Source organism: Acinetobacter sp. A47, assembly GCF_000805455.1.
In the GTDB taxonomy this organism is placed as follows: Bacteria; Pseudomonadota; Gammaproteobacteria; order Pseudomonadales; family Moraxellaceae; genus Acinetobacter.
The window spans coordinates 619,003-645,232 of the sequence record NZ_JSUS01000032.1 but is presented as its reverse complement, the minus strand read 5'-3'; the positions used below and the strand labels follow the sequence as shown (position 1 = coordinate 645,232).

Here is a 26,230-nt window from a genome sequence, read left to right as displayed (position 1 = left end):
GAAACTAAATAATTTGCTATTGAAGCTTGATCTGGTGTTCGATACGACCGCCGTAATCATTGATGCTTACATAGCTCAACTTTTCGGTACTGCCTGTTTTCAATTGAATCTTGTCTTCTGCAAAAGGCGAGAGCATCAAGCCTTTCGGAAGCAGGTCAACCGGTTTACCGGCATTGTGCTGATATACCGCAGTCATGGTGACATGAAACGGAGTGGGGTTTTTTACACTCAGTGTTTGTCCGCTTTTCGTCCATTGCAATTTTTCCGCAGCAAGGTTGGCATCTGCTTTTAGACTGGCTGGGCGGTAGAAAAACTTAATACGTGAACGGATGGCAAGCTGTAAAAAATTATCAGGAACCGTATCCTTACTATTTGCAGCAGGGCGAGGTGGAATATCCAGAACATTGAGCCAAAAAACGGTTTCCTGCTTTTGGTTTAACTGGGCTGCATTTGGTAAGGCTGTAATACGAAGCGACTGGCTCTTGGTGGGATCAACCCGTGAAATCGGCGGGGTAATCATAAATGGAACTTTTGACTGATCGGGGGTACTTTTGGCATCGCCTTCATCAATCCATGCCTGAACAAGTGAGGGCTTGGAACCATTGTTACTCACCTGTAAGGTGACCTCACGGGCATCGGATGGATAAATTACACGTGTGCCATGCAGGATAATTTCTGCATGTGTCTGACTTGCGATGAATGCCGAGGTCATCGTTAAACCAAGCAAAAAATTGTAACCGTTCAGTGCCATTTAAATTTACCCTGTGAATGCGTGAAGTTTACAATGACGAACTTCCAGAGCTTTGGAAGTTCGCATGGCTGATCAACAGATTATTGATAAATAATTGTATATTGAACTGATGTATTGACTTCACCTGCTGTAGATGCGCCAGTTGCATAGTATTCAGCATAGTAGTTAAGGTCTGCCGTACCACCTTCTACAACATCAACCCATTGCGAGTTGGCTTGAGCGCCATTGCTGCCTGCAGCAATTACCGGAATCACCTGATTGTTATTACCTAATAATTGAACGTCGACGTTTTTAGCGCCGGCAGCTTTTTGGTTGAGCAAACGGCCAGTCGTGAAATCAACAGTTGCGCCCGGTTCAAAGTAAGTTGCTACTTTACCTTGTGAGCAGTTGCCCAGATTGATCTGGAAAGGGGTACGACCAGCAACATCACCAGCCTTGGCAAGTGTCTGTTTAGAAACGGTAGGAAGGGTAACTGTAAAATCTTTACCTGCCGGAGTTACGATGTCACATGTTTTGTCTGTAACAAGACCATTGATTGTAATCGTTCCATCTGCAGCTTGAGCATTGGCAATACCGACAACTGAAAGGGTAGCGATCAAAGCAAGTTTTTTCATGATAATTTCTCAAATACATCAGCTAAAAGTTTGAATTAAAATTACTTTTCAGTTGAATCTTTGCGCTGAACAAGTAATGTGCGAAATATATATCAATTAATTTACAAAGTGCAAACCAAGTCACATTTGTATTATTTTTTTAATCAGTAATTCCGATTTAAAATAAGTTTTTGATATAGATTATTTTTTTATATTTTGTGTATTTTAAAACTGATCTTTTTGGTTGGTTTATTTAATATTTCTAAAGCTTGATTGATTTTTCCTTTAGAAAAAAAGAACAGATTGTTTATTTTTTATTCAAAATAATGGCATTTTTTAGGCGTATTTTGCTATGAAAAGATATAAAGCAAATACTTTTTTGTAGTGTTTGATTAACAGTTTTGCAGGAAAATGACAAAGCGTTAACAAAAAGCTCAAGCTTGTTTTAAGAATTTTTTAAGGTTCAATCTTTAGTTTTTTAATCATGATTAGATGAAAAAAACGCCGGAAGGAGCTTCTCAATGAACATGCTTTATACCCACAAACCTAACTACTATTTTTTTGCACATAAGTTCATTTTATTTTTAGAAAGCCATCTTAAAAGTCATCCACTGGAGCAGGAAACCAGCTTTAATCTGGAGACGATCTATGACCTGTTTGGTCATGACCGCGCTTCCAGTACGACCAATCTGGAAGGTATTTTGAATATAGCAGATGAATATGTGCTCGAGACAGATGAAGGGTTGCAGTCATTGATTCGTTCGTACCATGTCCATTTAGACAACCATGTACTGACTTTGGAATTTAATCCTAAAGCAGTTGCAAGCCTGAAATCGGGTCAGATGATCGTTAGTCCACAAGCAGCCTAAACCGGGTGTTTAAAACGTGATGTCCTGTTCCTACGCTTAGCGATGCATCTCCTTCGCTAAGTGTTTTTTTATCCTGCTGATTTAAGTCGGTCTATTCGCTATGATAGCGCTCATATATAGGATGATGAGATGAGCGCGATGGCTAAGAACTTCCAGGCAGAAATGTACACTGTAGACGACAACATGGCAGATACAATCACATGGTTAATGCATCATCAGGATGTTTTTGATGCTTTGCATTTTGATGTACAGACACAGGAGCTTTCAGTTTCACATGCAGCAGGGGTCGATATTATTCGGACCGGGATGTATTTGACCGCCCAGTATGGCATTCTGGTGACATCGGTGTGATTTTCATTAAAAAAAAGCCTTGTGATCAAAACAAGGCTTTTTTTGGTTTATGCACTCATGGCGTCAATAGACAGTTCTGCAACTGTTGGTTTTGGCTTTTCGGCAGTCAAACCTAATTTTGCAAATAGAATCTGGTCCTTACCTTCACCGGCATTCGGAGTCGTTAATAATTTGTCGCCAGAGAACAACGAGTTTGCCCCAGCCATAAATGCCAGTGCCTGATCCGAATCACTAAGTGATTCACGGCCAGCGGAGAGACGGATATAGCTATGTGGCATGATAATACGGGCTACTGCGATGGTACGAATCCATTCAGTAACATCCAGTTTTTCTACATCGGCAAGTGGTGTGCCTTCAATAGGTACCAGCATGTTGATGGGTACCGATTCCGGGTGTACCGGCATGGTTGCCAGCTCATGTAATAAACCGATACGGTCGTTACGGTTTTCACCTAGTCCCACAATACCACCACTACATACTTTCATACCGGCTTGACGAACATGATCCAGTGTGTCGAGACGGTCATCAAAGGTACGGGTGCTAATAATATGAGAATAATATTCGCGGGAAGTATCGAGGTTGTGGTTGTAATAATCCAGTCCTGCATCTTTTAAACGTTCGGCTTGAGACTGGTTCAGCATTCCCAAGGTCATGCAGGTTTCCAGTCCTAACGCCTTGACTTCACGTACCATTTCAAGCACGTAAGGCATGTCGCGCTCATGTGGATTACGCCATGCTGCCCCCATGCAGAAACGGGAAGAACCGGACTCTTTTGCAGCCTGGGCTTCGCGTATGACCTTATCAACCGCGATGCGTTTTTCTGCTTCCAGTTTTGAATCATAATGCGCCGATTGAGAACAATATTTACAATCTTCAGGACATTTACCCGTCTTAATTGAAAGCAGGGTACTAACCTGAATGGTATTGGCCTGGAAATGTTGACGGTGAACGCTTTGTGCTTCAAATACTAGGTCTAGAAAAGGTTGATCATATAAAGCTTGGATTTCATCACGAGTCCAGTCATTACGTAAGGTCATTGTTATATCCATGATGATTGATGACAAACATTGAGACTAATCATACAGAAATCGTGCCAAAGCCAAAGGGCAAAAAACATCATTTTTCCATGGGATGTACATCTGCCCGCTGCAATTGCTGCTGAATTGCCCAATCAATATGTACATTGACTATCTCATCATGCCACATTTTTGCGTCTTGCAAGGCCGTGACAATTTCAGCTGAGTATGGAGCATTTCCCAGCCCGATTGCAATATTGCGTTTGAAGGACTGGTAACCGGTACGGCGGATCGGGCTGCCTTCGGTGTTACTCAGGAAAGTCGCTTCATCCCATCCCCAGATCTCGAGCAGACTGATATTGTCCAGACCATGTCTTGGTTCAAAATCCGGAATGGAGGCAGTCTTGGCAAAGCTGTTCCACGGGCAAATCAGTTGACAGTCATCACAGCCAAAAACACGGTTGCCGATACCCGAGCGTAATTCTTCAGCAATGATTCCTTTATATTCAATCGTCAGGTAGGCAATACATTTTCTGGCATCGAGCATGTAGGGTTCAACAATGGCCCGGGTTGGGCAGATGTCGATACAGGCACTACATGAACCACAATGGGCAGTTGCAGGTGCATCAAAAGGCAGTTCAAGTGAGGTAAACAGCTCACCTAGCACAAAGAAGGAACCGGACTTTTTATGAATCAACAAGGTGTGTTTGCCAGTCCAGCCCATGCCTGCACTTTCAGCCAGTGACTTTTCAAAAATGGGAGCAGAGTCGGCAAAGGGGCGCGATTCAAAATCACCGACTTTTTCCCGGATACGCGTTGCCAGGGTTTTAAGCCGTCCCCGCATCACCTTGTGATAGTCACGTCCCCGTGCATAACGCGCAATAATGGCTGAATTGGGTTCAAATGGTACATAACGGGGCTTGGGCGATGCCACAAGATAGTTCATGCGCACACATATAATGCTTTTTGTGCCTGGTACCAGCAAAGTCGGGTCGGCACGTTTTTCCAGATTTTCCTCTAAATAGTGCATATCTGCATGATAGCCACGCTCTAAATATTCCTTAAAGCGGGGCATTTGATCTTGAGCATCCGGTTTGGCAATGACACAATCAGAAAAGCCCAGATCCAGAGCCTGCGCTTTTATCCAGGTCTTTAGCGCCTGTGGATCAAGTTGCTGTAGCTCAATCTTTTGGGGAGTGTTCTGAGAGGAAGAGTTTGAAGCCATAAACCGTTAATAAGGGGAAAACATGCAAGGTTCAGTTTACCACAGCCAGAGTATTCAGGCATGGGAACAGCGCTGGTTTATGCAGCACAATTCATCTTTAGGTTTGATGCAGCAAGCTGCCTGGGCAATTGCACAACAACTGATCCAGCTCTTTGGGCAAAGCAAGGTCCAAAAGGTCGCGCTCTGGTGCGGACAGGGGAATAATGCTGGTGATGGCTATTATCTTGCCGCTTATCTCAAGCAGCAAGGATATTGTGTGACCGTGTTTGCCACAGAACCCGGACAATCAGCAGATTTAAAACAAGCTGTAGAGTATGCGCAGTCTCATCAGGTCGATATTCAAAGCATCGATTACTTATGGTCAGAAAAAGCAGTCCAGCAGCAGCTTCCTGTTTTTGATTGTCATATTGATGCTTTATTTGGCATTGGTCTTAATCGGTCGCTAGACCTACGTTGGCAAGAGATGATCCAGCTGTTCAACATGCAGGCCGGTCTAAAAGTCTCGATTGATATTCCCAGCGGTTTGCAGGCCAACACAGGGCAGGCTTTACCCGTTGCGATACAGGCAGATCATACCTTTACAATTTTAGGCTATAAAGCCGGTTTGTTTACAGGCCAAGGCAAGCAATATGCAGGCACACTACATTTAGTGAGCCTGATTCCGGCGGATGATGCATTACAACCACTGGCTTATTTAAGCCCTGAAAAAATAGTATTGCCAAAGCGGCAAGCCTTTGGACATAAAGGCAGTTATGGCCATGTATTGGTCGTAGGCGGTCATGCAGATATGGGCGGCGCCGTCATCATGTCGGCCGAAGCCGCTTTTCATGCAGGGGCTGGTAAGGTCAGCGTGATTTGTCATGCCTGGCATCATCAGGCTATTCTGGCGCGTTCGCCTAATATTATGCTGCGAGATATCAATGTCTTAGAACAGAACGATATCGAGAAGTTGCTTCAACAAGTTGATGCGGTATGTTTCGGGATGGGGCTGGGACGGGATCAATGGGCTGAACAGGTTTACCTGCAATGGGCTGAGTTACTCAGTCAAAACACGCATCTGGAAGTGGTACTGGATGCCGACGCACTCTGGTTTTTGGCAAAATATCCGCAACCATTCAACCATCATCTTTATGCGACACCGCATCCCGGAGAGGCTGCGACTTTATTGGGCTGTACCGTGCAGGAAATTGAACAAGACCGAATTGCCGCCATTCAGCAACTACAACAGAAGTATGCCGGGCAATGGGTGCTGAAGGGCGCAGGCAGCCTCATACTGGAACAGGAATTATTTATTTGTACCCAAGGCAACGCAGGCATGGCTACAGGTGGAATGGGCGATGTACTGGCAGGCATGATTGCCAGTTTAAAAGCCCAATTTCATCAGCATGTCCAACTACATGAGATCGTGAGCTTACATGCGCAGGCAGGCGATCTGCTTGCCCAAAACGGTTTAAGAGGCTTGCAGGCACATGAAATGGGCAAAATGATCTATCAGGTGGTGAACCGGTAAAATTAACGCCGTCTTGTCGTTGAGCGGCTACGGCCGCGGGCCATGCCACCTAATGCATTAAGCACAGCCATTTTACTCATACTACCGGAAGCATGCGCATGACAAATGGCTGCAGCAAGCGCATCGGCAGCATCGGCCTGGGGCTTAATGGTCAGGTTCAGTAAACGCATCACCATCATTTGCACCTGTTCTTTATCGGCAGCACCGTAGCCGACCACTGACTGTTTGATCTGACGCGCCGTGTATTCGGCCACTTGTAAATCCAGATTGACCAAAGCTGCAATTGCGGCCCCGCGTGCCTGACCCAGTTTCAGGGCCGAGTCGGGATTTTGTGCCATAAACACCTGTTCTACTGCAGCTTCAGTAGGCCCATGAAATTTTACAATTCGTTCTACACCTGCAAAGATACGCTTTAAACGTTCTGGCATTTCTTGTGTTTCAGTGCGAATCGTACCCGCATCGACAAAACGGAGTTTGTTGCCATCTTTCTCGATAATTCCATAACCTGTTAAGCGTGAACCGGGATCAATCCCAATAATTAATGACATGTCGAATGATAAAAAAGAAAGATTGCCAATATTGTTACATAGCGTGCTTTTACATGCATAATTTTTTTGTATTATTTTGAATTATAACAAAATAGCAGTTTTATTGACCAAAAATACCGCTATGGCTTAATGATTCGGAAAATTGGGAGGAGTAATTAAAGTGTATTCACGAGAAGGAAGTTGCGTAAATTACATACGATTTGTGCTTAATTTAGGCATTAGAGCGTAAATTATGTGATTTTTCTAAAAATAATTTGCATTGTGGGTGTGATGGGCGTATAAAGCATCTCATTGATTAAATATATTGATCAATATGTTGTTGCGGGATGGAGCAGTCTGGTAGCTCGTCGGGCTCATAACCCGAAGGTCGTTGGTTCAAATCCAGCTCCCGCTACCACTTTTAAAGTTAATTGAATATTAGCTCTGTGATTATTGAGTTGTTGTTCTCTGAAAGATTAGACAGCAATTAAGTTAGCTGAAATAACCCTAAAGAAAGCTAAAAATTATTAGATTCTAGAATTGTAGTTTGCCTCTCTCCATATATCTAGCGTTATAGTAAATCCAAATCGATCACTTGAGCTCAGTAATGAGTGATTTTGTGTTGAAAATTATTAATGAATGGCGTGTAGCCAAAGCCAGTAATGGCAATGAAATTTGTGTGCAAATTATCCCCCTGAAACGTCAGCAAAATACGTTGAATGGTTTTAAGTGGGTAGAGGTTGGAAAGAAAATCCAGCTAGAGTCGGGTCAGGAAGTTGACTTTAATCTGGATGGAAAGAGTTTCTATACCGATGTTAATCAGCTTTATCGATTGATCTAGATGATTTACACACTTGTAGAATCTATTGGTTAAAGATAGATTGAGTTAAATCAAAATAAAAAATTTGGTTTAACTCATAAATAAACAAAGTTTAAAGGTTTAAAAGTATGTCTGATACAGTTACTGGTACTGTGAAGTGGTTTAACGAAACTAAAGGTTTTGGTTTCATTCAAGCTGATTCTGGCCAAGATGTTTTTGCCCATTTCAGCGAAATCCAAAGCAATGGTTTCAAAGTATTAAACGAAGGCCAGCGCGTTTCGTTTGTACTTGGTCAAGGTAAGAAAGGACCACAAGCAACAACAATTAAAGTTATCTAATCAGATTACTTGAAAATAAAGCTCACTTTATGTGGGCTTTTTTTATGTCTGATATTTTGTTTTTTATGGCGGGCCATACGTCAAATCAGAAACCTGATCTAGAACCGGTAGGCGGTACAACCACCAATTTAATGATTACACCGGGACCACAGCAAAGTACCTCCCGCATTGCTGTGTATTAATTTTCAATGAGCCTATACCGGTGGACGCAAATAAAATTTTTATACTTCAGTCGATTCACTCTAGTGTTTGAGCTGAAATTTGCTATGCTTGCGGTATCTGTCAATAAGGCCAGATTGAGTTAGGTCACGATTAAAAATTTTGATTTAATTTATAAATAAACAAATTTAAAAGGTTTAAAAATATGTCTGATACAGTTACCGGTACTGTGAAGTGGTTTAACGAAACTAAAGGTTTTGGTTTCATTCAAGCTGATTCTGGCCAAGATGTTTTCGCTCACTTTAGCGAAATCCAGAGCAAAGGTTTCAAAGTACTACAAGAAGGCCAGCGCGTTTCTTTTGTACTGGGTCAAGGTAAAAAAGGGCCACAAGCAACCGTTATTACTGTTATCTAATTTTTAGACCAGTAAAAAGAAAGTCCATAACAAGTGGGCTTTTTTTATATTGAGCAGCTTCGGATGAGGTGTCGTCATTGTTGCAGGAACTGTGCAACTCACCTGAGATATCGCTAAAAAGTATGTGAAATAATATGTTAAGATTTCATATCAATAACTAAAATTATGATTTACAGATTTATATTTTAAATCAATTGACTGAAAATATTGAAGATTTTTTAAATAATAAAAGATGTGGTTTGCTTGTGCAGGACTATAAATCAGAATAAGCAGATAGGAGAGGGAAATATGCATTGCGCCCAAAAAGTAAAGTCGTGTATAGTGAATTACAACTAGAAGAATAACACTGTTGATCCAGTAAATCTTTCATTTCGTAGTTTATACAAACCTTTCGTTTTATCAGATTTAATCTCAGAGTTTATGATTCCAAGTTGCTTGCAGTTAAGCACCCCCAAATTTATTAAATAGGTTAAATTATGTCAAATACTGTGACTGGTACAGTGAAATGGTTCAACGAAACTAAAGGTTTTGGCTTTATTCATGCAGATTCTGGACAGGATGTTTTTGCACACTTTAGCGAAATCCAGAGTTCAGGTTTTAAGGTTCTCCATGAAGGGCAGCGTGTAACGTTTACCATTGCTGACGGTAAGAAAGGACCACAAGCAACCGGTATTACGGTTGTCGTGCAAAACTAACTAATTTTCTGCAAAAAAAGCCCACTGGTATGGGCTTTTTTTATAGCCAGCTTTTTATCATTTGTACTTCTTTAAAACAGTGTTTAATTATTTTTCGACAAGTGCCTATTTTTGTCATAAAGCTGCTTTTTTGCGCAAACTTTGATCTAGTCATAACTTAGACTTTTTGCTAATTTTATTGTGTTAATTTGTCAGGCAGATTAATGACTGTAGTATATTTAATGAGCGTTAGAGTTATGGAAAACTTGGAATCATATGCTCAAGGGTTTGAGCAGGAAGTTCATGTACATTGTAAAAGATCTTTAGGTACGTTGTTATTCAGTTTTATTGTATTGATTGCAACCAGTCTATAGACAGAAAAGCACCGAAGGTGCTTTTTTTAATGCCTGTAACTCAGACCATAAGCTTTTCAGAGCAAAAAACACCAGTATATTTTAAAGCTGCCTTCCTTTAGGGTCTTAGAAACTGGCCATAGGTGCGCCTTCTGCAAGCCAGATCAGCTTTTGCTGTTTTTACCTATCAATATTTGTGAAAGATTCTGGTTTTATTACTCATTATTTTTGCGATAAGCTCTGCCTTATACATAGGCATGAAAATTTAAGTTTTAGGTAAATTCCAAATGGATCGCAATATTCATAAACCAGTTCACCTGGATGATGTGGTATTTAAAGAAAGTAAAGCAGATAAAAACCCGAATGAATGGAGCTGGGTCAACCCCAAGCATGGTCAATTTGAGCATCCTGCCAATTATTATGAAAGTTCGTTGGCAGATTGGCATACCTTTGCTGCGTTAGATGCAGATCAGGTCTGTGATGTTGTGGTGATTGGAGGCGGGCTGCTAGGTGCGTCCACGGCGCTGCATTTATCTGAGCAAGGTATTGATACGATTCTGGTGGAAAAAAACCGGATCGGTTCTTCCGCGTCAGGACGCAATGGAGGCCAACTCACACCCGGACTGGCTCGCTGGGAAGCCGAGGAAATGATTAAGCGTTTTAGCTATGAAGATGCAAAAAAGCTTTGGCATTTTACCTCGACAGAGGCAATGGCTTTAATTGATCAGATTAGTGAAACCTATGATGTTCAGCTGGCGCGCAAGCGCGGTCATATTACTGCTGCAGTACACCCGGGACATCTGACTGCGCTGACACAAGGTGCCGATGCGAGAAAATATTTAGGCGAAAACAATACCCGTGTTGTGGGGGAGTATGAGCTAAAGGCATTGATCAAATCTGATCTTTATAAAGGCGGGCTGGTCGATGATTTAGGTGGGCATATCCAGCCGTTGGCTTTAAACCGTGCTTTGGCGTATGGATTCTGTAAAAATGGCGGCCGTGTCTTTGAGCAAACGGAAGTATTGTCCATTTCAGAACAGGCAGATGGGGTTTATGTTAAAACAGCTACCGGTACGATTAAGGCACGTAAGAGTGTGGTGATTGCCGTGCATTATAATGCCTTTAAATTGCTGCCTGAGAAAAAACAGACGGCAATTCCATTCCATACTTATATTGCAGTGACGGCACCTCTGGAAATACCAGTCACTGAATTATTACCACAAGATCATCCGGTCTATGATACGCAATTGCAGATTGACTATTATCGTGGTGTGTCCAGAAACCGCTTATTGTTTGGCGGGCAAGGCACGGGAACGAACTGGAGTGTGGGGCGTATCAATCAATATTTGTTAGGCCGAACCAATAAGGTGTTTCCACAGCTCAAAAATGTCGAGATGGATTTCTGCTGGAGTGGCGTCAGTGATTTAACCATGAATGGTGCAACGGATAACCGAAAATTTGGAGAAAAATATCCGATTTATGCTGTACATGGCTGGAGTGGTCATGGTGTGGCGCAGACTGTACGGATTGGCAAGGCGATTGCAGATGATTTTTCCGGTCTGAATACAGATTATGCAATGCTTACCAAAATCCAGCATAGCGATATTTTATTCGGACGTTTGCTGGCTCCGTTAGCGATTCCAATGTCAAAAGGCTGGTATGGTATTACAGGGATGCTGAATCCTGGGAAAATGGTTTCCTTCTAATTGAAGATAAATGTAATTTGATGAAATAGTACCTCTCATATTGAGGCACTTTTTATATTTAACTCATGGAATGGTTTATACGTACACGTCAGGAATTGGTTAAACAGGTTGACTGTATTTTGATGTTTAGCAATAAGAGTAGAGTATGCTAGGCTTGATAAAAAAGAGCACAGCGTATGGATATTATACAAGTCAAGGATTTTCCAGCACTCACTGGATATACTGAAGCAATTCTGGCAATGGATGCCTGGATTAGCACACGACCTTATTTTTATATCATCAAACAGCACTATCTGGTCGATGAAGCGATTCGATTGGAATATATTATTATTCAATAACATAATTAAAATTTAAAAAAGAGGGATGCTGTTTTGGATTATTATGCAAAATAGATGCTTTCTGGGAAAGTATGACCATTGCTGATCAAAATAAAGAAACTTATGTGGTGGAAATGCAATACCGTTTAAGAATAATGGCAAATAAACAAAATCATAGACAGATGAATAGACCGAAGGCTAAAGTTTTTAAAAAGCTTATGAATACTTTTAAAAAATCATGAATAAAATATAAGATTGCATCTTGTTTCAAATCATTGACATAAAAAGTTAAGTTATTTTGTTATCTTTACTTTTTTACTTTACCAGAATTCAAATTATGAAAAAGATCTTACTTTTGGGTGCAATTGTCACTTCATTGGCAGCGTGTTCGGCAACACCAAATAAAGACATGACCCCGCCAAAAATTGGGATGCCTAATCCGGCAAGCAAATACTGCGTAGACCAGGGTGGACAGCTGGAAATCCGTAATGAGACCAATGGTCAGGTAGGTTACTGTAAATTGCCAAATGGTCAGGTGGTTGAAGAGTGGGAGCTTTTCCGTGCCAGCCAGCCAAAATGTCTGGCTGATGAAGCAACAAAACTGGTGGGACAATCAGGATTGACTGAAGAGCAGATCAAGCAGAAAACCAAAGCTGAAATTGTACGCAGTATTGGCCCGAATCAACCGGTAACCATGGATTATCGTGAGAATCGTGTAACTGTAACAATTGATCCTCAGTCTAAAAAGATTACTCAGGCTAATTGTGGCTAATCTATAAAAAACTGAACAGGCTCTCAATTAGATAAATTTAATTGGGAGCTTTTTTATACAAGCTATTGCATTAGACTTGATAAATGCAGAAATGCACCCATAAATAAGTTTATTGAGCTTATTTTTATTTGTTGTGCCAAGATTGATTGATCAAGATTGCACAAGGTTTTAATTTTCGAGATTTGACATGAATCTACTTCTTATCGTGGTACTTGGCACAATTGCCGAAGTTTTGGTCTGGATTGGTGTGGGCGACCTTGTTGGAAGTATGTGGTATGTCTTTTTCTGGTTTATTATCGCGTTCTTTATTGGTTTAAACCTGTTACGTTCAAGTACTGCTGAGATCATGCCGCAATTGCAGCAAATGCAGATGACAGGCCAGTTAGGTGGTGATCCGGCAGTTACCAAGAAGCTGGCGCTTGCAATGGCAGGTTTCTTATTGATGATCCCGGGCCTAATTTCAGATGTTTTGGCTGTGCTGGTTCTTATTCCACCGGTTCAGACTGCGTTTCGTAATGCGTTAATGAAAACCATGGCGAAACGTCAGCAAGCCATGATGGACAAGATGATGGGCGGTATGGGTAATATGGGTGGTGGTGCAGGGCAAAACCCGTTTGCTGACTTGATGCGCCAGATGCAAGACATGCAAAACCAACAACAAGGTGGGGGACAATATCGTGACTCAACCATTATTGATGGCGAAGCACGTGAAGTAAAACCGGATCAGAAGAAAATTGAATTTAAAGATGTCAACTGATTGAAGGTTGAATTGAATGAAAAGGGCACACTTGATCGAGTGTGCTTTTTTTATGCCTGATCTTTGGGTGCAGCAGGGTTATGCTGTGATTCTAGCACGGAGGAGACAGAGCTCTGTTTGTTTTGCGGTTGATACTGACTTGGTTGCAGGGTCGTGATTTCATTTTCTGATTGTTTGTATTTGCGGCTGCGATTGGCACGTTCACGAAATCCGCCTTTATTGATCAATTGGGTCATGAGCAATTCCACAACTTGCAAAATTTTATTCTAGCAAATTACATGAAAGATCAAAATAAAATTGGGAACTAAATGATTTTGCTTAATTTAAAACGTCTAATCAAATTGTCATAAAAATTTGTTAATTTGAATGAATCGGTCATAAAACAAGATTGAATTCTGGTTTTTTTTCTCATAGGATAAAAGTACGGCAGTTTAAATTGTTGTAAAAAGAAAATAAAAAATAAGTAGTAGGAGGAAAGAATGATGTTATATCAATATCATTGTGCATGTTGTGACAAGGTCGTTGCATCAACAGATAAAGAGTGCCCTTATTGTGGTTCTCACCATATCCGTAGCCCTTATGGCTTATGGATGTTTTGCGTGGCAGCCTGTCTGGCAGTTGTGGTTGTCATTAAACTTGCACATTTATATAGCCAACATCATCAAGAAGATCAGCCGGTTCAGAGTAATTCACTGCTGGAAATGTTCAAGCAGGACAATACCAATTCAAATAAATAATTTCGGGGTAATAAAAAAGCTCGCAAATGCGAGCTTTTTTAGACAAGTGCAGTTGAGATTACAATCCTGCTGCATCTTTAAGAATGTCTACTTTATCGGTTTTTTCCCAGGTAAAGGCCGAATCAGAACCTTCACGACCGAAGTGGCCATAAGCCGCTGTTTGCTTATACATTGGCTGAATCAGGTTCAACATACGGGTAATGCCGTATGGACGCAAGTCGAAGTGTTCGCGTACAAGTTGAACAATCAGCTCATCTGATACTTTGCCTGTGTTAAAGGTATTGATTGAGATTGAAGTCGGCTCTGCAACACCGATTGCATAACTCACCTGAATCTCGCATTTGTCAGCCAAACCGGCAGCAACAATATTTTTGGCAACATAACGGCCTGCATACGCAGCAGAACGGTCAACCTTTGATGGATCTTTACCAGAGAAAGCACCACCGCCGTGACGCGCCATACCGCCGTAAGTATCGACAATAATTTTACGACCTGTTAAACCACAGTCACCTACAGGACCGCCAATCACGAACATGCCTGTCGGGTTGATGTGGAATTTGGTACCAGCATGGAACATTTCTGCAGGGATGATCGGTTTAACGATTTCTTCAATCACCGCTTCTTTTAACTGGGTTTGAGAAATTTCAGGATCATGTTGGGTTGACAGTACAACTGCATCCAAACGCACAGGTTTGCCATTTTCATAAGCAAAGGTTACCTGGCTTTTTGCATCCGGGCGTAACCAAGGTAAAGCACCTGAGCGGCGTAGTTCTGCCTGACGCTCCATTAAACGGTGCGCATAAGAGATAGGGGCAGGCATCAGCACGTCAGTTTCACGGCTTGCATAACCGAACATCAGGCCTTGGTCGCCGGCACCCTGGTCTTCAGGTTTTTGACGGTCTACACCTTGGGCAATTTCGGGAGACTGTTTGCCGATCATATTGATCACGGCACAGGTTGAGCCATCAAAACCTAGATCGGAATGATGATAGCCAATACCATTTACGGTTTGACGTACAATCGCTTCAAAGTCCACATTTGCTGTCGTTGTGATTTCACCAGCAAGAACAACCGCACCTGTTTTTACTAATGTTTCACAAGCGACACGCGCATACGGGTCTTCTCTTAGGATTGCATCTAAGATTGCATCGCTAATTTGGTCAGCCATTTTGTCTGGATGACCTTCGCTTACAGATTCTGAAGTAAAAACAGCATACTCGCGCATGAACGTCCTATCATTGGTATTTTCAAAAAGACAGAGTATGTTACATCGACTTGGCGAATAGGACTAGCACAAGCTGACTAAAAAGCATGAATTTATTTCATTTTCATTATGTTTTTATTGATATGTGTATCAGCAAAATTGATATTTGAGGTTTTTGATAGGCGTATTCCTGTAATTTCCTGCTCCAGTTTTTTTACCACAGAATGTTACAGTTGCCTATCCCATGAGCATTTATTCCTTTAATGTGGAATGAGAAGGCAAAAAACAAGAAATATCGTGTATTGGACTTTACCCACTGGCGTTTTTTTAAGACAATAGTCTTAGTTTTTTGAAAGGTGATCTTTCATCTTCTCTCATCTTATTTGATTTAATCGGATTCTGACTTATGACAACCCCTTTAAATGAACGTCGTATTGCAAACGCAATTCGTGTCTTGGCAATGGATGCTGTGCAACAAGCAAACTCAGGGCATCCAGGTGCTCCAATGGGGATGGCAGATATCGCTGACGTGGTTTGGCGTGAATTTTTAAATCATAACCCGGCAAACCCGCAATGGGCGAACCGTGACCGTTTCGTATTGTCAAATGGCCATGGTTCTATGTTGCAGTACGCATTATTGCATCTGACCGGTTATGATTTATCTATTGAAGATTTAAAACAGTTCCGTCAATTACATTCTAAAACTCCAGGTCACCCTGAATATGGTTATGCACCTGGTGTTGAAACCACAACTGGCCCATTAGGTCAGGGGATTGCCAATGCGGTCGGTTTTGCACTTGCTGAAAAAACCCTGGCTGCGCAGTTCAACAAAGACGGCTTGAACGTTGTTGATCACTTCACGTATTGCTTCCTTGGCGATGGCTGCCTGATGGAAGGTATTTCTCATGAAGTATGTTCACTTGCAGGCACTTTAGGTCTTGGCAAACTGATCGCATACTATGATGACAACGGTATTTCGATTGATGGTGAAGTTGAAGGCTGGTTCAGTGATGATACTGAACAACGTTTCAAGGCCTATGGCTGGCAAGTACTTCATGCAGACGGCCATGATGCTGCTGCAATCCGTCAAGCAACTGTAGAAGCAAAAGCTGAAACCACTAAACCGACCATCATTATCTGTAAAACGATTATTGGTCTGGGTTCACCAAACAAACAAGGTAAAGAAGATTGCCATGGTGCGCCACTCGGTAAAGACGAGATCGTTTTAACCCGTGAAGCATTGGGCTGGAACGAAGATTCATTTGTTATTCCTGAAGATGTATATGCAGCTTGGGATGCAAAAGCAAAAGGTCAAGCGTCTGAAGCAGCATGGAATGAATTGTTTGCTCAATACCAGGCAAAATATCCAGCTGAAGCAGCAGAATTGTTGCGCCGTATCAATGGCGATTTGCCAGCTGAGTTTGCAGCACAAGCAGATGCTTTCATTGCTGAAACCAATGCTAAAGCTGAAACTATTGCAACACGTAAAGCAAGCCAAAATACTTTACAGGCATTCGGTCCGTTACTTCCTGAATTGTTAGGTGGTTCGGCTGACCTGGCGGGTTCTAACCTGACACTTTGGAAAGGTTGCCAAGGCGTACAAGAAAACCCGGCGGGTAACTACGTGTACTACGGTGTACGTGAATTCGGTATGACTGCAATCGCGAACGGTGTGGCTTTACACGGTGGTTTCGTTCCTTACGTTGCAACATTCCTGATGTTTATGGAATATGCGCGTAATGCAGTACGTATGTCTGCATTGATGAAGCAACGTGTGATTCATGTATATACGCATGACTCAATCGGTTTGGGTGAAGATGGTCCTACGCATCAGCCAATCGAACAAATTGCATCATTACGCGGCACACCAAACTTAAATACTTGGCGTCCATGTGATACGGTTGAAGCAGCTGTTTCTTGGAAATCTGCACTTCAACGTAAAGAAGGTCCATCAGCATTAATTTTCTCTCGTCAAAACTTGCCATTCCAAGCGCGTAATGAAGCTCAAATTCAAAACGTGGCGAAAGGTGGTTATGTACTTGCTGAAGAGAAAGGCGAGTTGAAAGCAATCATCATCGCAACAGGTTCTGAAGTTTCATTGGCAATGGAAGCATATGCACAACTTGAAGGTGTGCGTGTGGTGTCTATGCCATGTGCTGAAGAGTTTATGAAGCAAGATGCTGCTTATCGTGAAGCGGTATTACCTGCGCATATCCGTGCGCGTCTAGCGGTTGAAGCGGCTCATGTAGACTACTGGTGGAAGTTTGTTGGTTTAGACGGCAAAGTGATCGGTATGACCACTTACGGCGAATCTGCGCCAGCAAAAGACTTGTTCCAGTTCTTCGGTATTACCACTGAAGCAGTTGTTGCTGCGGTTAAAGAATTGACTACTTAATTGAATTAAGTGGTATAAAAAAGTGCTCTGATTCAGGGCGCTTTTTTACATTTGTGAATTGAGTTTCTTAAAACAATAGTGATAGAAAGTTAAAGAAATTATGAAATACTCTTTGGTTTTATAGGTGAATAAAAATTATTATGAATTACATGCACCCATATTTATTTTCAATAATTTGTAGAATCGCAGCTAACCAGACTTATTATTTTGAGTGTGATGAATGGCGTTTAAAACTTAGAGAAGCTTTATTTGAACAAAGTACAATGGCTGATCTCGATATAGGTTTTGATACAGAAATTCTTTGCACAGAAGATCCAAAACAGAATCTATGCAAATATCAATTGTTTAAATATACAGACAGTTTAATTCAGAGTTTGAACAACGTTGAAAATTTATCTACTTGGCGAGTCTTTGGCGTCAATTGTATTGATACGTATGAAACACATTTTTTGAAGATGGCAAGTTTGGATATGGTTCATAATTTTGAAAAACCAGAGTTTTTTCCGCAGTATAAGACAAAAATTATAGTACTGATTAACATGCTTTTAACCAATAAATATGGTTATGAGTTAAGAAGTATCAATGAAAAATATATTAAATTGGATCAGAAACAGGGGCTTTTCTACTGTCCAGATGACAAAAGTGAAGTGAATTGGTATGACTTAATTTATATGATTATAACCCCAGAAGCAAAACAGATCATTCCTCAGCATATGTTGGAAGAATTTGATTGTCAGGAACTAAATTATCAGTTCAAGATTAATTTTTTGTAAAATATGGTCTTTAACATAAAGACCATATTTATATCTCTTACCCAATACTTAATTCACTCTGTATTGAAATATTTGAGGTCAATAACTTATGAATCGGGCAGCTTTCCGCCACTTTTAACAAGCGTTTGTGCTGATCTTCGGTAAATTCACCTTTTAAGGTAATTTTACGTTCAATATTGTTGTGTCCTGCTTCAGGTTCACCATTGGGATTCAAGGCTAAATCGACCTGCACATGCTCAAGCTTGATGCCTTTATGATTGGCATACATTTCCAGTGTGATTGTTGTACATGCGCCTAGAGCTGAAAGGAGCAGCTGCACAGGATCTGGCGCAGTATTCTGACCACCTTTATCGGCTGGTTCATCTGCATGCCAGAGATGCCCTGAAGCATCTGTGAGGGTAACACGGTATGGGGTTGAGGTATTTTGCGCTTGAACAGTATGAGTCATATTTTACCTTGTTGTTTATCTTTAGATATTTTAACAATCGACCTGTTGATGATGGCGTTTTACAGACCGTTTGTATAGTACCGAATGGTCTTATGATAGGCCTTTTAAATCATCACTGTAACGCTTTTATTGTTGCATGGATGAAACATATCGTTTTATAAAGACTAGTGAATAAAAATACTTGATCTATACACTAATGGCTATATCAAACAAGGATACCAAAAATGCAATTTAAAACATTAAGCCTCGGTTTAGCAGTCGCTCTAGCAAGTTCAGTGGCTTTGGCAGCGCCAGTTGACTATAAAATTGACCCGACTCATACGGCAACAGTATTTAGCTGGAATCACTTCGGTTTCTCTACACCAAGTGCAAACTTCACAGATATTCAGGGTACAATTAAAGTTGATAATGCAAAACCTGCAAACTCATCAGTTGAAGTGACGATTCCTTTAAGCAGTGTCAATACCAATGTGCCTGCCTTAGACAAAGAATTCCAGGAAGAAGCATGGTTTAACGCAGCCAAATATCCGAACATTACCTTTAAAAGTACCAAAGTAGAAACCAAAGACAAGAAACACTTTAAAATTACAGGTGATTTGACTGTGAAAGGTGTGACTAAGCCAGTGGTATTAGATGCTGTACTGAATAAACAAGGCGAGCATCCAATGGCAAAAGTACCTGCAATTGGTTTTAATGCAACCACCAGCTTTAACCGTTCTGCATTTGGTATCGGTAACTACGTACCAAATGTAGGAGATAAGATCACGGTAAATATTACAACTGAAGCAACTGCTGCAAAGTAATATCGAAATTGATCAAAAAAGCCTGAATGACCAGCTCATTCAGGCTTTTTATTTATTAATATACTTATATTTTTTTGGAATTAGCTTGCTTATTTTTACAATAATTTTTCATATTTTTAGCTGTGTTTGATCTTTGAGCGCCGTTTGGATTGGTAGATATAGCGGATTGAATCGACCACTTCGCCCACAAAAATACATTCCTCATCCAAGGGGATGATATTGGGTTTAAAATCCGGATTGAGTGCCTGTAAATATCTCGAATTATCTGTTTCAATCACCAGTTTCTTAAAAGTGGCATCTTCATGTTTTCTCACCACAATCATGTCACCTGACTGCATATCGCTGTACTGAACGGTCGGATCAACTAGAATATAGTCACCTTCATGAAATACTGGATAATTACTTAAGCCTTGAACTTTAAGGTAAAAACACTGATCACAATCATCGGGTAGTGGCAGCCATTCTTCAACCTGCGTCATATCAACGGCCTGAACATTGGTAAAAACCCCAGCTTGTACCCACGATAATACTGGCGCCATCTTGGCCTGAACCGGAGAAATATTGATGCTGTTTTCCAGTTGGCTGGAATCTGGTTCAGCCCGGCCTTGTCCTGTTTGTAACCAATATGCATCTACGCCTAAAAATTTGGCAATCGACGGAAGATGCGAGGACGAACTGACCAATCCCGTTTCCAGCTGGCTCAAAGCTGATTGAGTAATCCCTACCGCTGCGACTACATCTTTTTGAGACTTTTTAGCTCTTTTTCTGGCTTCTTTGAGCCTGTCTTTTAGCATTTCAATCTACCTCAAGTTATTCAAGTCAGAATATTAGCAAGCTAATGTGAAGTCAAATTAGTATTCTTATTGATTTAATATTAGTTTGCTAATATTATAATTGTGTTCATTAGATTTCAATGTTGGAGGTGGAGTATGAGCAAGGCAGTAAATCCAAATATGCATATCAAACAAAACTTAAATGCTGAAATTGAAGCCTGGTTGGCAAAAGGAAATGCAATCACCATGATTCAAAGTAGATTTCAGGCCCGCAGGGTGGAATACAGCAAAAAACTTAAAATGATGCAACTGGAAGATGAGCATAAACAACTAAAAAGACAAAAACGTGTAGACAATCAGGCAACAGAAGAACAGATCCGTGTATTGGGCCTTTGGTTAGATGAACAGAAGGGACGGGCCAAAGCGCTGGTTGAAGTACTTGGCTGTGCACACAGTTATATTTCCCAGATCAAGCGTTTTACCCGGCCCTGTAGCAAGGCCCGGTTTGAAGAAATTAAGCAGGCCATGCAGCTGGTTGAGCAGGGAGAAAAATATCATTAAAGCTGGCATTAAAAGAAAAATTTGGGCTGGAACATCCAGCAATTTCAGTGATGCATGCATATAGGCATGACAGATTAAACAAACTGGTAGCAGATCTATTACTTTATGGAAAATATAGGTCATGCCACAAAACAAATAATGAAATAAAAGAGGTGAAGCTATGAATGCAATGGTGACTAAATATGAAAAATTTGAATGGTTAACTCATGGTTTAACTGTAAGTTCTCCCGGTTTTGATCCTTATATTCGCGGTACAGGTGAACGTTCATTAAATTATCAGGATCGACTGGGTGCAATCGCTGCGATGAATTCACAGTTAGCCAAATCACTCACCGCATTAATCGTGTTTGAAAATAAATCAGCAAGTGATTATGAATATGTCCGTCGGTATTTGGCAGATATTTTTATCGAACGTGCTGTGCAGGACAAGAAGCGCGAGCCTGAACGTATTGCGATGTATCATCTGGCTTGGCTGGTTGCCAGAATGGTTCTGGATTTTGTTTTAGACCCTGAACTGGAGGAGCACTATACAGCAAAAGGGCGCCTGGCTTATGCGGGTATTCATTCATATCAATTGAGTGTAGAAAGTTACAGAAAAACCTGGAAAGCTTATGAACAGCTTATGGTTCAAACATTGGAATCGGCAATTGAGGATGCTGAAATGGTAATTGAGCAATATCGAAAAAATACTTACAAAAGTATGCATAACTAAGGATTCCATTTTTCCGGAAATCCGGTTATAGTTTTACTATACTGGTCGTATTGAAATTTAAATACGACAGCACTTAAAAGCTCATCTTCAGATGGGCTTTTTTGTTGCCTAAAAGAAAACCCGGTACCATAACGGTTACCGGGTTTTCTTTTATCTGCAATCTGACAACAGATTGAAACTTATAAAGAATATGAGGTGATGAAAGATGAATAGCATGAGCAATACTCAACATAGCCCACATTTAGAACAAGATTTGACAGTTTTTTCTTCTCCTGCTTATAGCCTTGCTTCGAGTATGCAAGTAACACCCGATGCCGTTGGTATAACCTTATTGAATTCTGGCGAATATCTGGGGACTTTAAAGGTTATAGAAGATATAAAAGAACCTGGCCTGATCTACGATGAATATCAATTGGTCAGCTCCAGAAATATGCTTGCTGTAACTCAAGCCAGATTTATACCAGATACTACGCAGATACGTCCTGCCAGCATGCAGGGGACCATTAAGCCTTTACAGGCAGAGCGTGACTATAAAATCATGATTGGTGAACAGGCAGAGACCTTGCTGTTATTTAAGCATGCTGATGATCATGTCACCCTCAGCATTGAAGGTAAAAGGGTGGTGGTGTTTAGTAGCACTGGTCTACCAGTCACTTTGAGTGATTTTAATAAAATAGAAAATCTGGTCATCCGGGTAACAGCAAACTCCATTCAATTATTAAAAATCAATGATCAGACCGTGCATACGCAGGTTTATCAGCTGGAGTATGATTTTGATCAGATCATGCTGGAAGCTACCGAACTGCCGTATGATCTATCCAATGTCTTTATTCAGTTTGGCTGGGCAAATCAACTGACAAATATTCCGTTTCTGTCGGCTTATTTTCAGGCTCGTCAGGGTAAATTTTCCTTTAGTCGCTCAAATGCATCTCATCATGCCTTTATGATCGCGGGACTTGCATATGAACCACACACAAAGTTGATTGCGGATGAGGTTAAACAGGGATTTGTCATTTACTGTCTGTATGTTGATGAAAAATTTACAGTGATTTTGGGCGATTACGGCAGTATGGATAATATGACCCTGATGCAAGATAAGCCTTCTTTAAACCCGATCGTTACTTTTGAAATCACGGGCAAGCATTCAATGAATGTGTATATTGACGATAAACTACTGGGGAGCTGGGAATCTAGTCATGGACTAGAACTACCGGATTTCTATCAAATCATTGCTCTGGATGGGCTGACTGAACTGGATTTTGATTTAAGGAATGCATATGCCGCGGTAGGGGAAGAACGCTGTAAATTCGATACAGCAAGCGTAAAGGCGTATGGCCCGGTACATATATACAAGAACTTATCTAGGCCAGTTTGTAGAGTTCATTATAAGCCTTTTGATCGGCAGCGTTTGTCGTTTTATTCACTGTAATTTTTCCAGGTAAAACAGCCTCCCAATGGGGAGGTTTTTTCATTTTAAATAGATTTTAATGATATTAAATAGGTGAAAAAATGATTAATGATACAGATGTGATGACTTGGTCTGGCCGCACACAGGAAGACAAAAATAAAGAAAGAATCAGTTTATTGGATTACAACGCTAATTACAATAATGGATCAGAAGCATTAAATAATGCTTTATCTGATTTATCAAATAAAGGTGGAGGGATTTTATATATCCCATACCATACAGGTACTTTAACGCTTAATAATACAATTATATTACGTAATAATGTAACGGTTATATGTGATAAGAATCTTAAAATAGATTGCCGCACCCTGACATCAGGTTATTCATTTATAGCTAGTGGATCAATTGAGATTGAGATTCCATTAGCTAGAAGTTTAACTTCTGGTGATACATCTGTTTTAGTCTCTACAAAGCATAACTTCAAAGTTGGAGATTATGTTTTATTAAAATCACAGCGCGAGTGTGCTCATCAGGATGCTGGTGATACATGGCGATTAGGTGAGACAACCGCTGGAGCGAAATCTCCATTTTTTGGTGAACCACTCCAGATTCATACGGTACCATCTGATCAAACTTTTACTATCTACAATTCGATAATTTTTCCAGATTACCTTCCTGATAATACTAAAGAGACTTCACCAACGGCTAGACCTTCAAGTACAGTACAAAAAATCAATTTGTTGAAAGGGGTTAAATGGCTTGGTGGTATATTTTTAAAGGAAAAGGGGAGTTTATTTAAGCTTGAATATTGTATTAGCCCTGAGATTGAAATTGAGGTCATACGTGGTTATGGTTCTGGCACAGAGATAAATATACAAAAATCATTATACTCAATAATAAATGCCAAAGTTAGCCGACCAAATGATTGGTCATTAAATGGTAATAGTCATTCAAGTTTTAATAGTATTAAAGATACCTCTTCTTGGTATTCTAAGATTTATTTGGAAGAAATAAATGGTAGTCAGTGTTTAGATCAGACTTATATTGATTTGCCCTGCCTTTATCCTGAGTATAATGTTAAATCAATAAATAGTCATGAGGATGGTATGACTACACATGGGTGTAGTTATGGTGCACTAATTAACTTAGTAGCTATAAACTGTAATTACTATGCTCTGCGTAATAGGACACGCTTTTCACGTATTAAAGTTCAGGCAATCAACTGTAATGGTGGTGTGTATATGTCAACATGGGGTGCACATGATTGTGAATTAGATGTTGATATCCATAATTTTATAAGCTACGGAATTTTTATTAAGAATATGGGGGTTAATGCAACTTCAGGACCTTTTAAAAATATAAGAATACCAGGATATTTGAGAGCAGCATCTAATGTTAAAAGTTATGGAATTAGTATAGTGGGCTACGATGACCCGACTACTTTAGATTCAGGAGTGAATCTTAATAATTTAAAAATAAACAACTGCTATAGGGCAATTTCTACTGGTGCTGGAATTAATGGAATTATATTGAATAATATTAATATTGATGATGTTGGTTTGGTTCAGCCTATCTATCTTCGACAATCTAGCGGGCATAAGATTAGTAATATTTTTGCAGATTTATCTAATCAACCCATAAATGACTCTAATGAACTTGTTTTAATGTCTACATTCACAGGTTCATCGAATGTTGCTGATTATGGATCAACTGTTTCACATATTGATTATAGTTCTTGTCGTATCATAAATGGTCGTGTTTTACCGGATATACAAGGAATAATATTCAACAAGCGTATCATGAAGGCTGTAAATGGAATAAATGATGTTTTTAATATTGGGAGTAAAAATTTATCACTAAATTACTGTATAGAAATTAATTCTAATGAAATTGCGGGAAATTGTCGTATTGTTTTAAGTAATTCTATACCTTTGGGTTGTAGTTTTAATATTTATATTATGGCAAATACAATTTTAATAAATCCAAATATTGGTGTTTATGGGTTGGATGGAGCAACTATCTATTTTACAGGCTCTAAGAGTAAATTTATAGAAGCCAGATTTATTAATGTTTCTGAAATGATAAAGATAGAAGTTATAAAAGTTGATAATAATAAGTTTGTGGTAGTAGTTCCTTGATATTATATTTTTTAACCTTTGTAGCCCATAAAATAATATTATTTTTCAGATGATAAAAAACCCTGTACTCAACAGGGTTTTTCTTTTTGGAGGAGGAAAATGGTAGACCTCGTTTCAGCGGGTGCAGACATTGCAGTCGCAATAACATCCTATGGTGTTGTCTTTATTGTGTTGATGGCATTGACCTTTATGTTTTTAGCCTGGGTCGTTGTGGTGATGACACGGCTTCCAAAATCTAAGCAGGAATGGGTGGTTTCATTAATCTCGACTGCGGTAGGAAGTATCGCAGGTGGTGGTTTTGTGATTCAGCATTTTGCTTTGCAGGACTGGAGTAAAAACATGTTTGGCGCCTTCGCATTAGGTGGTTTGTATTTCCTGTGCGGTTTGCCTGTATGGGCATTAATTCGCTGGACATTTAATTTCATTAATGCAAGAGAAGATTCAACCATTCTGGATGTTGCAAAAGAAGTAAAAGATTTTAAAGACAAATTTTAAACATATGACTTGATGAAAAGACCGCCTTAGGGCGGTTTTTTTATTTTTATAAGGAAAAAATCATGAAAATAACACAAGATGGTTTCGATATATTACGTCAAGCCTTTGGAAAATTGAACCAGTCACAAGTAGATGGAATCAACTTCCTCATTTCTGTCTTAGATACACACCGGGAGCTGGGTATTGCCCAGTCGGCCTATATTCTGGCAACAGCCTGGCATGAAACAGCCAGAACCATGCAACCGGTTATCGAGTATGGTTCAGAAAAATATTTGAAATCAAAGCAATATTATCCTTATATTGGGTATGGTTATGTTCAGCTGACATGGTTGGCAAACTATAAACGTATGGGCGACTATTTAAAAATTGATTTAGTGAAGAACCCGAAACTGGCGTTGCAGGCAGATGTCGCTGCGCGTGTCATGATTGTTGGTATGAAAAAGGGCTTATTCACTGGTAAAAAACTCAATGATTATATACGCCATGATAAAAAGGACTTTATTGGGGCCCGATATATTGTCAATGGAACCGATAAAGCTGGGCTGATTGCCAGTTATGCTGAAATATTTGAACAGGCTTTGCAGGTTTCTGAAGTGATGGCTGTATAGATAGAAATAAAGTGCAGAAGTT

At 40.2% G+C, this 26,230-nt stretch carries 32 protein-coding genes and 1 tRNA gene; 24 read left to right on the top strand and 9 right to left on the bottom strand.

All coding sequences use genetic code 11. From position 1 onward, the window contains the following. Positions 1-16 precede the first annotated feature (16 nt). Together OC23_RS09610 and OC23_RS09605 are read right to left on the bottom strand one after the other, a co-directional pair. On the bottom strand, positions 17-751 hold the full coding sequence (locus OC23_RS09610; RefSeq protein WP_038344369.1) for a molecular chaperone: 735 nt from the start codon (positions 749-751) through the stop codon (positions 17-19). 80 nt (positions 752-831) lie between these two features. Then, entirely contained in the window at positions 832-1,365 is a 534-nt protein-coding gene (locus OC23_RS09605; protein ID WP_038344368.1) for a fimbrial protein, read from the bottom strand. A 500-nt stretch (positions 1,366-1,865) separates the two neighbouring features. Here OC23_RS09605 and OC23_RS09600 point away from each other — a divergent pair, with 500 nt between their 5' ends. Together OC23_RS09600 and OC23_RS09595 are read left to right on the top strand one after the other, a co-directional pair. Beyond that, a complete protein-coding gene (locus OC23_RS09600; RefSeq protein ID WP_038344367.1) occupies positions 1,866-2,213 on the top strand; it encodes a hypothetical protein in 348 nt (115 codons plus the stop codon). A 138-nt stretch (positions 2,214-2,351) separates the two neighbouring features. Next, positions 2,352-2,564, top strand: a complete 213-nt coding sequence (locus tag OC23_RS09595; RefSeq protein WP_038344418.1) for a hypothetical protein — start codon at positions 2,352-2,354, stop codon at positions 2,562-2,564. 47 nt (positions 2,565-2,611) lie between these two features. Here the strand turns inward: OC23_RS09595 and bioB are convergent, their stop codons facing one another. Together bioB and queG are read right to left on the bottom strand one after the other, a co-directional pair. Continuing rightward, entirely contained in the window at positions 2,612-3,601 is a 990-nt protein-coding gene (gene bioB, locus OC23_RS09590; protein ID WP_038344366.1) for a biotin synthase BioB, read from the bottom strand. Between the two features lie 79 nt (positions 3,602-3,680). Continuing rightward, positions 3,681-4,805, bottom strand: a complete 1,125-nt coding sequence (gene queG, locus OC23_RS09585) for a tRNA epoxyqueuosine(34) reductase QueG (protein WP_038344365.1) — start codon at positions 4,803-4,805, stop codon at positions 3,681-3,683. 22 nt (positions 4,806-4,827) lie between these two features. Here queG and OC23_RS09580 point away from each other — a divergent pair, with 22 nt between their 5' ends. After that, the gene (locus OC23_RS09580; RefSeq protein ID WP_038344364.1) at positions 4,828-6,315 is read left to right on the top strand and encodes a bifunctional ADP-dependent NAD(P)H-hydrate dehydratase/NAD(P)H-hydrate epimerase; all 1,488 of its coding nucleotides are present in this window, start codon (positions 4,828-4,830) and stop codon (positions 6,313-6,315) included. 2 nt (positions 6,316-6,317) lie between these two features. Here OC23_RS09580 and ruvC read toward each other — a convergent pair whose 3' ends face one another. Beyond that, positions 6,318-6,863, bottom strand: coding sequence for a crossover junction endodeoxyribonuclease RuvC (ruvC, locus tag OC23_RS09575; RefSeq protein WP_038344363.1), 546 nt, complete (start codon positions 6,861-6,863; stop codon positions 6,318-6,320). A 320-nt stretch (positions 6,864-7,183) separates the two neighbouring features. On the opposite strand from ruvC, the gene OC23_RS09570 reads away from it, so the two are divergent. From OC23_RS09570 to OC23_RS09535, 11 genes are all read left to right on the top strand, one after another. Continuing rightward, positions 7,184-7,260, top strand: a tRNA-Met gene (locus OC23_RS09570). Between the two features lie 189 nt (positions 7,261-7,449). Further along, the gene (locus tag OC23_RS09565) at positions 7,450-7,683 is read left to right on the top strand and encodes a hypothetical protein (RefSeq protein ID WP_038344362.1); all 234 of its coding nucleotides are present in this window, start codon (positions 7,450-7,452) and stop codon (positions 7,681-7,683) included. A 107-nt stretch (positions 7,684-7,790) separates the two neighbouring features. Next, entirely contained in the window at positions 7,791-8,000 is a 210-nt protein-coding gene (locus tag OC23_RS09560) for a cold-shock protein (protein ID WP_004661816.1), read from the top strand. 44 nt (positions 8,001-8,044) lie between these two features. Continuing rightward, on the top strand, positions 8,045-8,182 hold the full coding sequence (locus tag OC23_RS19170) for a hypothetical protein (protein WP_161792272.1): 138 nt from the start codon (positions 8,045-8,047) through the stop codon (positions 8,180-8,182). Between the two features lie 182 nt (positions 8,183-8,364). Next, the gene (locus tag OC23_RS09555; RefSeq protein ID WP_038344361.1) at positions 8,365-8,574 is read left to right on the top strand and encodes a cold-shock protein; all 210 of its coding nucleotides are present in this window, start codon (positions 8,365-8,367) and stop codon (positions 8,572-8,574) included. 476 nt (positions 8,575-9,050) lie between these two features. Further along, positions 9,051-9,269 carry a cold-shock protein gene (locus OC23_RS09550; protein WP_038344360.1) on the top strand — a complete coding sequence of 73 codons (219 nt, stop codon included), beginning with the start codon at positions 9,051-9,053 and terminating at the stop codon, positions 9,267-9,269. Positions 9,270-9,888: 619 nt separating this feature from the next. Then, on the top strand, positions 9,889-11,307 hold the full coding sequence (locus OC23_RS09545) for an NAD(P)/FAD-dependent oxidoreductase (protein ID WP_038344359.1): 1,419 nt from the start codon (positions 9,889-9,891) through the stop codon (positions 11,305-11,307). 176 nt (positions 11,308-11,483) lie between these two features. After that, on the top strand, positions 11,484-11,645 hold the full coding sequence (locus tag OC23_RS19295) for a hypothetical protein (RefSeq protein ID WP_171194768.1): 162 nt from the start codon (positions 11,484-11,486) through the stop codon (positions 11,643-11,645). Between the two features lie 71 nt (positions 11,646-11,716). After that, the gene (locus OC23_RS19165; protein WP_161792271.1) at positions 11,717-11,866 is read left to right on the top strand and encodes a hypothetical protein; all 150 of its coding nucleotides are present in this window, start codon (positions 11,717-11,719) and stop codon (positions 11,864-11,866) included. Between the two features lie 95 nt (positions 11,867-11,961). Next, entirely contained in the window at positions 11,962-12,396 is a 435-nt protein-coding gene (locus OC23_RS09540; protein ID WP_038344358.1) for a DUF333 domain-containing protein, read from the top strand. Positions 12,397-12,583: 187 nt separating this feature from the next. Next, positions 12,584-13,153: an FxsA family protein gene (locus OC23_RS09535; protein WP_038344357.1), complete on the top strand. Its 570-nt coding sequence runs from the start codon at positions 12,584-12,586 to the stop codon at positions 13,151-13,153. Positions 13,154-13,203: 50 nt separating this feature from the next. Here the strand turns inward: OC23_RS09535 and OC23_RS09530 are convergent, their stop codons facing one another. Continuing rightward, complete coding sequence (locus tag OC23_RS09530; protein WP_038344356.1) at positions 13,204-13,389, bottom strand: hypothetical protein; 186 nt, start codon at positions 13,387-13,389, stop codon at positions 13,204-13,206. A gap of 243 nt (positions 13,390-13,632) precedes the next feature. Between OC23_RS09530 and OC23_RS09525 the strand changes: the two genes are divergently transcribed. Beyond that, a complete protein-coding gene (locus OC23_RS09525) occupies positions 13,633-13,890 on the top strand; it encodes a hypothetical protein (protein WP_038344355.1) in 258 nt (85 codons plus the stop codon). A 58-nt stretch (positions 13,891-13,948) separates the two neighbouring features. On the opposite strand, the gene metK is transcribed toward OC23_RS09525, so the two are convergent. After that, positions 13,949-15,115: a methionine adenosyltransferase gene (gene metK / locus OC23_RS09520; RefSeq protein WP_038344354.1), complete on the bottom strand. Its 1,167-nt coding sequence runs from the start codon at positions 15,113-15,115 to the stop codon at positions 13,949-13,951. A 385-nt stretch (positions 15,116-15,500) separates the two neighbouring features. On the opposite strand from metK, the gene tkt reads away from it, so the two are divergent. Both tkt and OC23_RS09510 read left to right on the top strand, forming a co-directional pair. Further along, positions 15,501-17,489: a transketolase gene (tkt, locus tag OC23_RS09515; RefSeq protein WP_038344353.1), complete on the top strand. Its 1,989-nt coding sequence runs from the start codon at positions 15,501-15,503 to the stop codon at positions 17,487-17,489. A 140-nt stretch (positions 17,490-17,629) separates the two neighbouring features. Next, on the top strand, positions 17,630-18,262 hold the full coding sequence (locus OC23_RS09510; RefSeq protein WP_171194767.1) for a hypothetical protein: 633 nt from the start codon (positions 17,630-17,632) through the stop codon (positions 18,260-18,262). 37 nt (positions 18,263-18,299) lie between these two features. Here OC23_RS09510 and OC23_RS09505 read toward each other — a convergent pair whose 3' ends face one another. Then, entirely contained in the window at positions 18,300-18,710 is a 411-nt protein-coding gene (locus OC23_RS09505) for an OsmC family protein (protein WP_038344352.1), read from the bottom strand. Between the two features lie 224 nt (positions 18,711-18,934). Here OC23_RS09505 and OC23_RS09500 point away from each other — a divergent pair, with 224 nt between their 5' ends. Beyond that, positions 18,935-19,513, top strand: coding sequence for a YceI family protein (locus OC23_RS09500; protein WP_038344351.1), 579 nt, complete (start codon positions 18,935-18,937; stop codon positions 19,511-19,513). 116 nt (positions 19,514-19,629) lie between these two features. On the opposite strand, the gene OC23_RS09495 is transcribed toward OC23_RS09500, so the two are convergent. After that, on the bottom strand, positions 19,630-20,307 hold the full coding sequence (locus OC23_RS09495) for a LexA family protein (protein WP_038344350.1): 678 nt from the start codon (positions 20,305-20,307) through the stop codon (positions 19,630-19,632). Positions 20,308-20,442: 135 nt separating this feature from the next. Here OC23_RS09495 and OC23_RS09490 point away from each other — a divergent pair, with 135 nt between their 5' ends. The 6 genes from OC23_RS09490 (at position 20,443) to OC23_RS09465 (ending at position 26,208) form a co-directional block, all read left to right on the top strand. After that, the gene (locus tag OC23_RS09490) at positions 20,443-20,847 is read left to right on the top strand and encodes a hypothetical protein (protein ID WP_038344349.1); all 405 of its coding nucleotides are present in this window, start codon (positions 20,443-20,445) and stop codon (positions 20,845-20,847) included. A gap of 160 nt (positions 20,848-21,007) precedes the next feature. Beyond that, positions 21,008-21,559, top strand: a complete 552-nt coding sequence (locus OC23_RS09485) for a hypothetical protein (protein ID WP_038344348.1) — start codon at positions 21,008-21,010, stop codon at positions 21,557-21,559. A 214-nt stretch (positions 21,560-21,773) separates the two neighbouring features. Next, on the top strand, positions 21,774-22,988 hold the full coding sequence (locus OC23_RS09480) for a hypothetical protein (protein WP_038344416.1): 1,215 nt from the start codon (positions 21,774-21,776) through the stop codon (positions 22,986-22,988). An 80-nt stretch (positions 22,989-23,068) separates the two neighbouring features. After that, on the top strand, positions 23,069-25,105 hold the full coding sequence (locus OC23_RS09475; protein WP_038344347.1) for a hypothetical protein: 2,037 nt from the start codon (positions 23,069-23,071) through the stop codon (positions 25,103-25,105). Positions 25,106-25,204: 99 nt separating this feature from the next. Beyond that, entirely contained in the window at positions 25,205-25,600 is a 396-nt protein-coding gene (locus OC23_RS09470) for a hypothetical protein (RefSeq protein ID WP_038344346.1), read from the top strand. Positions 25,601-25,662: 62 nt separating this feature from the next. Further along, positions 25,663-26,208 carry a chitinase gene (locus OC23_RS09465; protein WP_038344345.1) on the top strand — a complete coding sequence of 182 codons (546 nt, stop codon included), beginning with the start codon at positions 25,663-25,665 and terminating at the stop codon, positions 26,206-26,208. Positions 26,209-26,230 lie beyond the last annotated feature (22 nt).

What these genes read in the sequence shown, in the direction of transcription:
- OC23_RS09605 (WP_038344368.1), bottom strand. Translation starts at nt 1,365, where the DNA reads ATGAAAAAACTTGCTTTGATCGCTACCCTTTCAGTTGTCGGTATTGCC.
- OC23_RS09465 (WP_038344345.1), top strand. Translation starts at nt 25,663, where the DNA reads ATGAAAATAACACAAGATGGTTTCGATATATTACGTCAAGCCTTTGGA.
- OC23_RS09565 (WP_038344362.1), top strand. Translation starts at nt 7,450, where the DNA reads ATGAGTGATTTTGTGTTGAAAATTATTAATGAATGGCGTGTAGCCAAA.
- OC23_RS09495 (WP_038344350.1), bottom strand. Translation starts at nt 20,307, where the DNA reads ATGCTAAAAGACAGGCTCAAAGAAGCCAGAAAAAGAGCTAAAAAGTCT.
- OC23_RS09525 (WP_038344355.1), top strand. Translation starts at nt 13,633, where the DNA reads ATGATGTTATATCAATATCATTGTGCATGTTGTGACAAGGTCGTTGCA.
- OC23_RS19170 (WP_161792272.1), top strand. Translation starts at nt 8,045, where the DNA reads ATGTCTGATATTTTGTTTTTTATGGCGGGCCATACGTCAAATCAGAAA.
- OC23_RS09580 (WP_038344364.1), top strand. Translation starts at nt 4,828, where the DNA reads ATGCAAGGTTCAGTTTACCACAGCCAGAGTATTCAGGCATGGGAACAG.
- OC23_RS09470 (WP_038344346.1), top strand. Translation starts at nt 25,205, where the DNA reads ATGGTAGACCTCGTTTCAGCGGGTGCAGACATTGCAGTCGCAATAACA.
- OC23_RS19165 (WP_161792271.1), top strand. Translation starts at nt 11,717, where the DNA reads ATGACCATTGCTGATCAAAATAAAGAAACTTATGTGGTGGAAATGCAA.
- OC23_RS09555 (WP_038344361.1), top strand. Translation starts at nt 8,365, where the DNA reads ATGTCTGATACAGTTACCGGTACTGTGAAGTGGTTTAACGAAACTAAA.
- OC23_RS09485 (WP_038344348.1), top strand. Translation starts at nt 21,008, where the DNA reads ATGAATGCAATGGTGACTAAATATGAAAAATTTGAATGGTTAACTCAT.
- OC23_RS09530 (WP_038344356.1), bottom strand. Translation starts at nt 13,389, where the DNA reads ATGACCCAATTGATCAATAAAGGCGGATTTCGTGAACGTGCCAATCGC.
- OC23_RS09475 (WP_038344347.1), top strand. Translation starts at nt 23,069, where the DNA reads ATGATTAATGATACAGATGTGATGACTTGGTCTGGCCGCACACAGGAA.
- OC23_RS19295 (WP_171194768.1), top strand. Translation starts at nt 11,484, where the DNA reads ATGGATATTATACAAGTCAAGGATTTTCCAGCACTCACTGGATATACT.
- OC23_RS09610 (WP_038344369.1), bottom strand. Translation starts at nt 751, where the DNA reads ATGGCACTGAACGGTTACAATTTTTTGCTTGGTTTAACGATGACCTCG.
- OC23_RS09550 (WP_038344360.1), top strand. Translation starts at nt 9,051, where the DNA reads ATGTCAAATACTGTGACTGGTACAGTGAAATGGTTCAACGAAACTAAA.
- OC23_RS09560 (WP_004661816.1), top strand. Translation starts at nt 7,791, where the DNA reads ATGTCTGATACAGTTACTGGTACTGTGAAGTGGTTTAACGAAACTAAA.
- bioB (WP_038344366.1), bottom strand. Translation starts at nt 3,601, where the DNA reads ATGACCTTACGTAATGACTGGACTCGTGATGAAATCCAAGCTTTATAT.
- OC23_RS09480 (WP_038344416.1), top strand. Translation starts at nt 21,774, where the DNA reads ATGAGCAATACTCAACATAGCCCACATTTAGAACAAGATTTGACAGTT.
- OC23_RS09535 (WP_038344357.1), top strand. Translation starts at nt 12,584, where the DNA reads ATGAATCTACTTCTTATCGTGGTACTTGGCACAATTGCCGAAGTTTTG.
- OC23_RS09490 (WP_038344349.1), top strand. Translation starts at nt 20,443, where the DNA reads ATGAGCAAGGCAGTAAATCCAAATATGCATATCAAACAAAACTTAAAT.
- OC23_RS09595 (WP_038344418.1), top strand. Translation starts at nt 2,352, where the DNA reads ATGGCTAAGAACTTCCAGGCAGAAATGTACACTGTAGACGACAACATG.
- OC23_RS09505 (WP_038344352.1), bottom strand. Translation starts at nt 18,710, where the DNA reads ATGACTCATACTGTTCAAGCGCAAAATACCTCAACCCCATACCGTGTT.
- tkt (WP_038344353.1), top strand. Translation starts at nt 15,501, where the DNA reads ATGACAACCCCTTTAAATGAACGTCGTATTGCAAACGCAATTCGTGTC.
- queG (WP_038344365.1), bottom strand. Translation starts at nt 4,805, where the DNA reads ATGGCTTCAAACTCTTCCTCTCAGAACACTCCCCAAAAGATTGAGCTA.
- ruvC (WP_038344363.1), bottom strand. Translation starts at nt 6,863, where the DNA reads ATGTCATTAATTATTGGGATTGATCCCGGTTCACGCTTAACAGGTTAT.
- OC23_RS09510 (WP_171194767.1), top strand. Translation starts at nt 17,630, where the DNA reads ATGAATTACATGCACCCATATTTATTTTCAATAATTTGTAGAATCGCA.
- metK (WP_038344354.1), bottom strand. Translation starts at nt 15,115, where the DNA reads ATGCGCGAGTATGCTGTTTTTACTTCAGAATCTGTAAGCGAAGGTCAT.
- OC23_RS09540 (WP_038344358.1), top strand. Translation starts at nt 11,962, where the DNA reads ATGAAAAAGATCTTACTTTTGGGTGCAATTGTCACTTCATTGGCAGCG.
- OC23_RS09600 (WP_038344367.1), top strand. Translation starts at nt 1,866, where the DNA reads ATGAACATGCTTTATACCCACAAACCTAACTACTATTTTTTTGCACAT.
- OC23_RS09545 (WP_038344359.1), top strand. Translation starts at nt 9,889, where the DNA reads ATGGATCGCAATATTCATAAACCAGTTCACCTGGATGATGTGGTATTT.
- OC23_RS09500 (WP_038344351.1), top strand. Translation starts at nt 18,935, where the DNA reads ATGCAATTTAAAACATTAAGCCTCGGTTTAGCAGTCGCTCTAGCAAGT.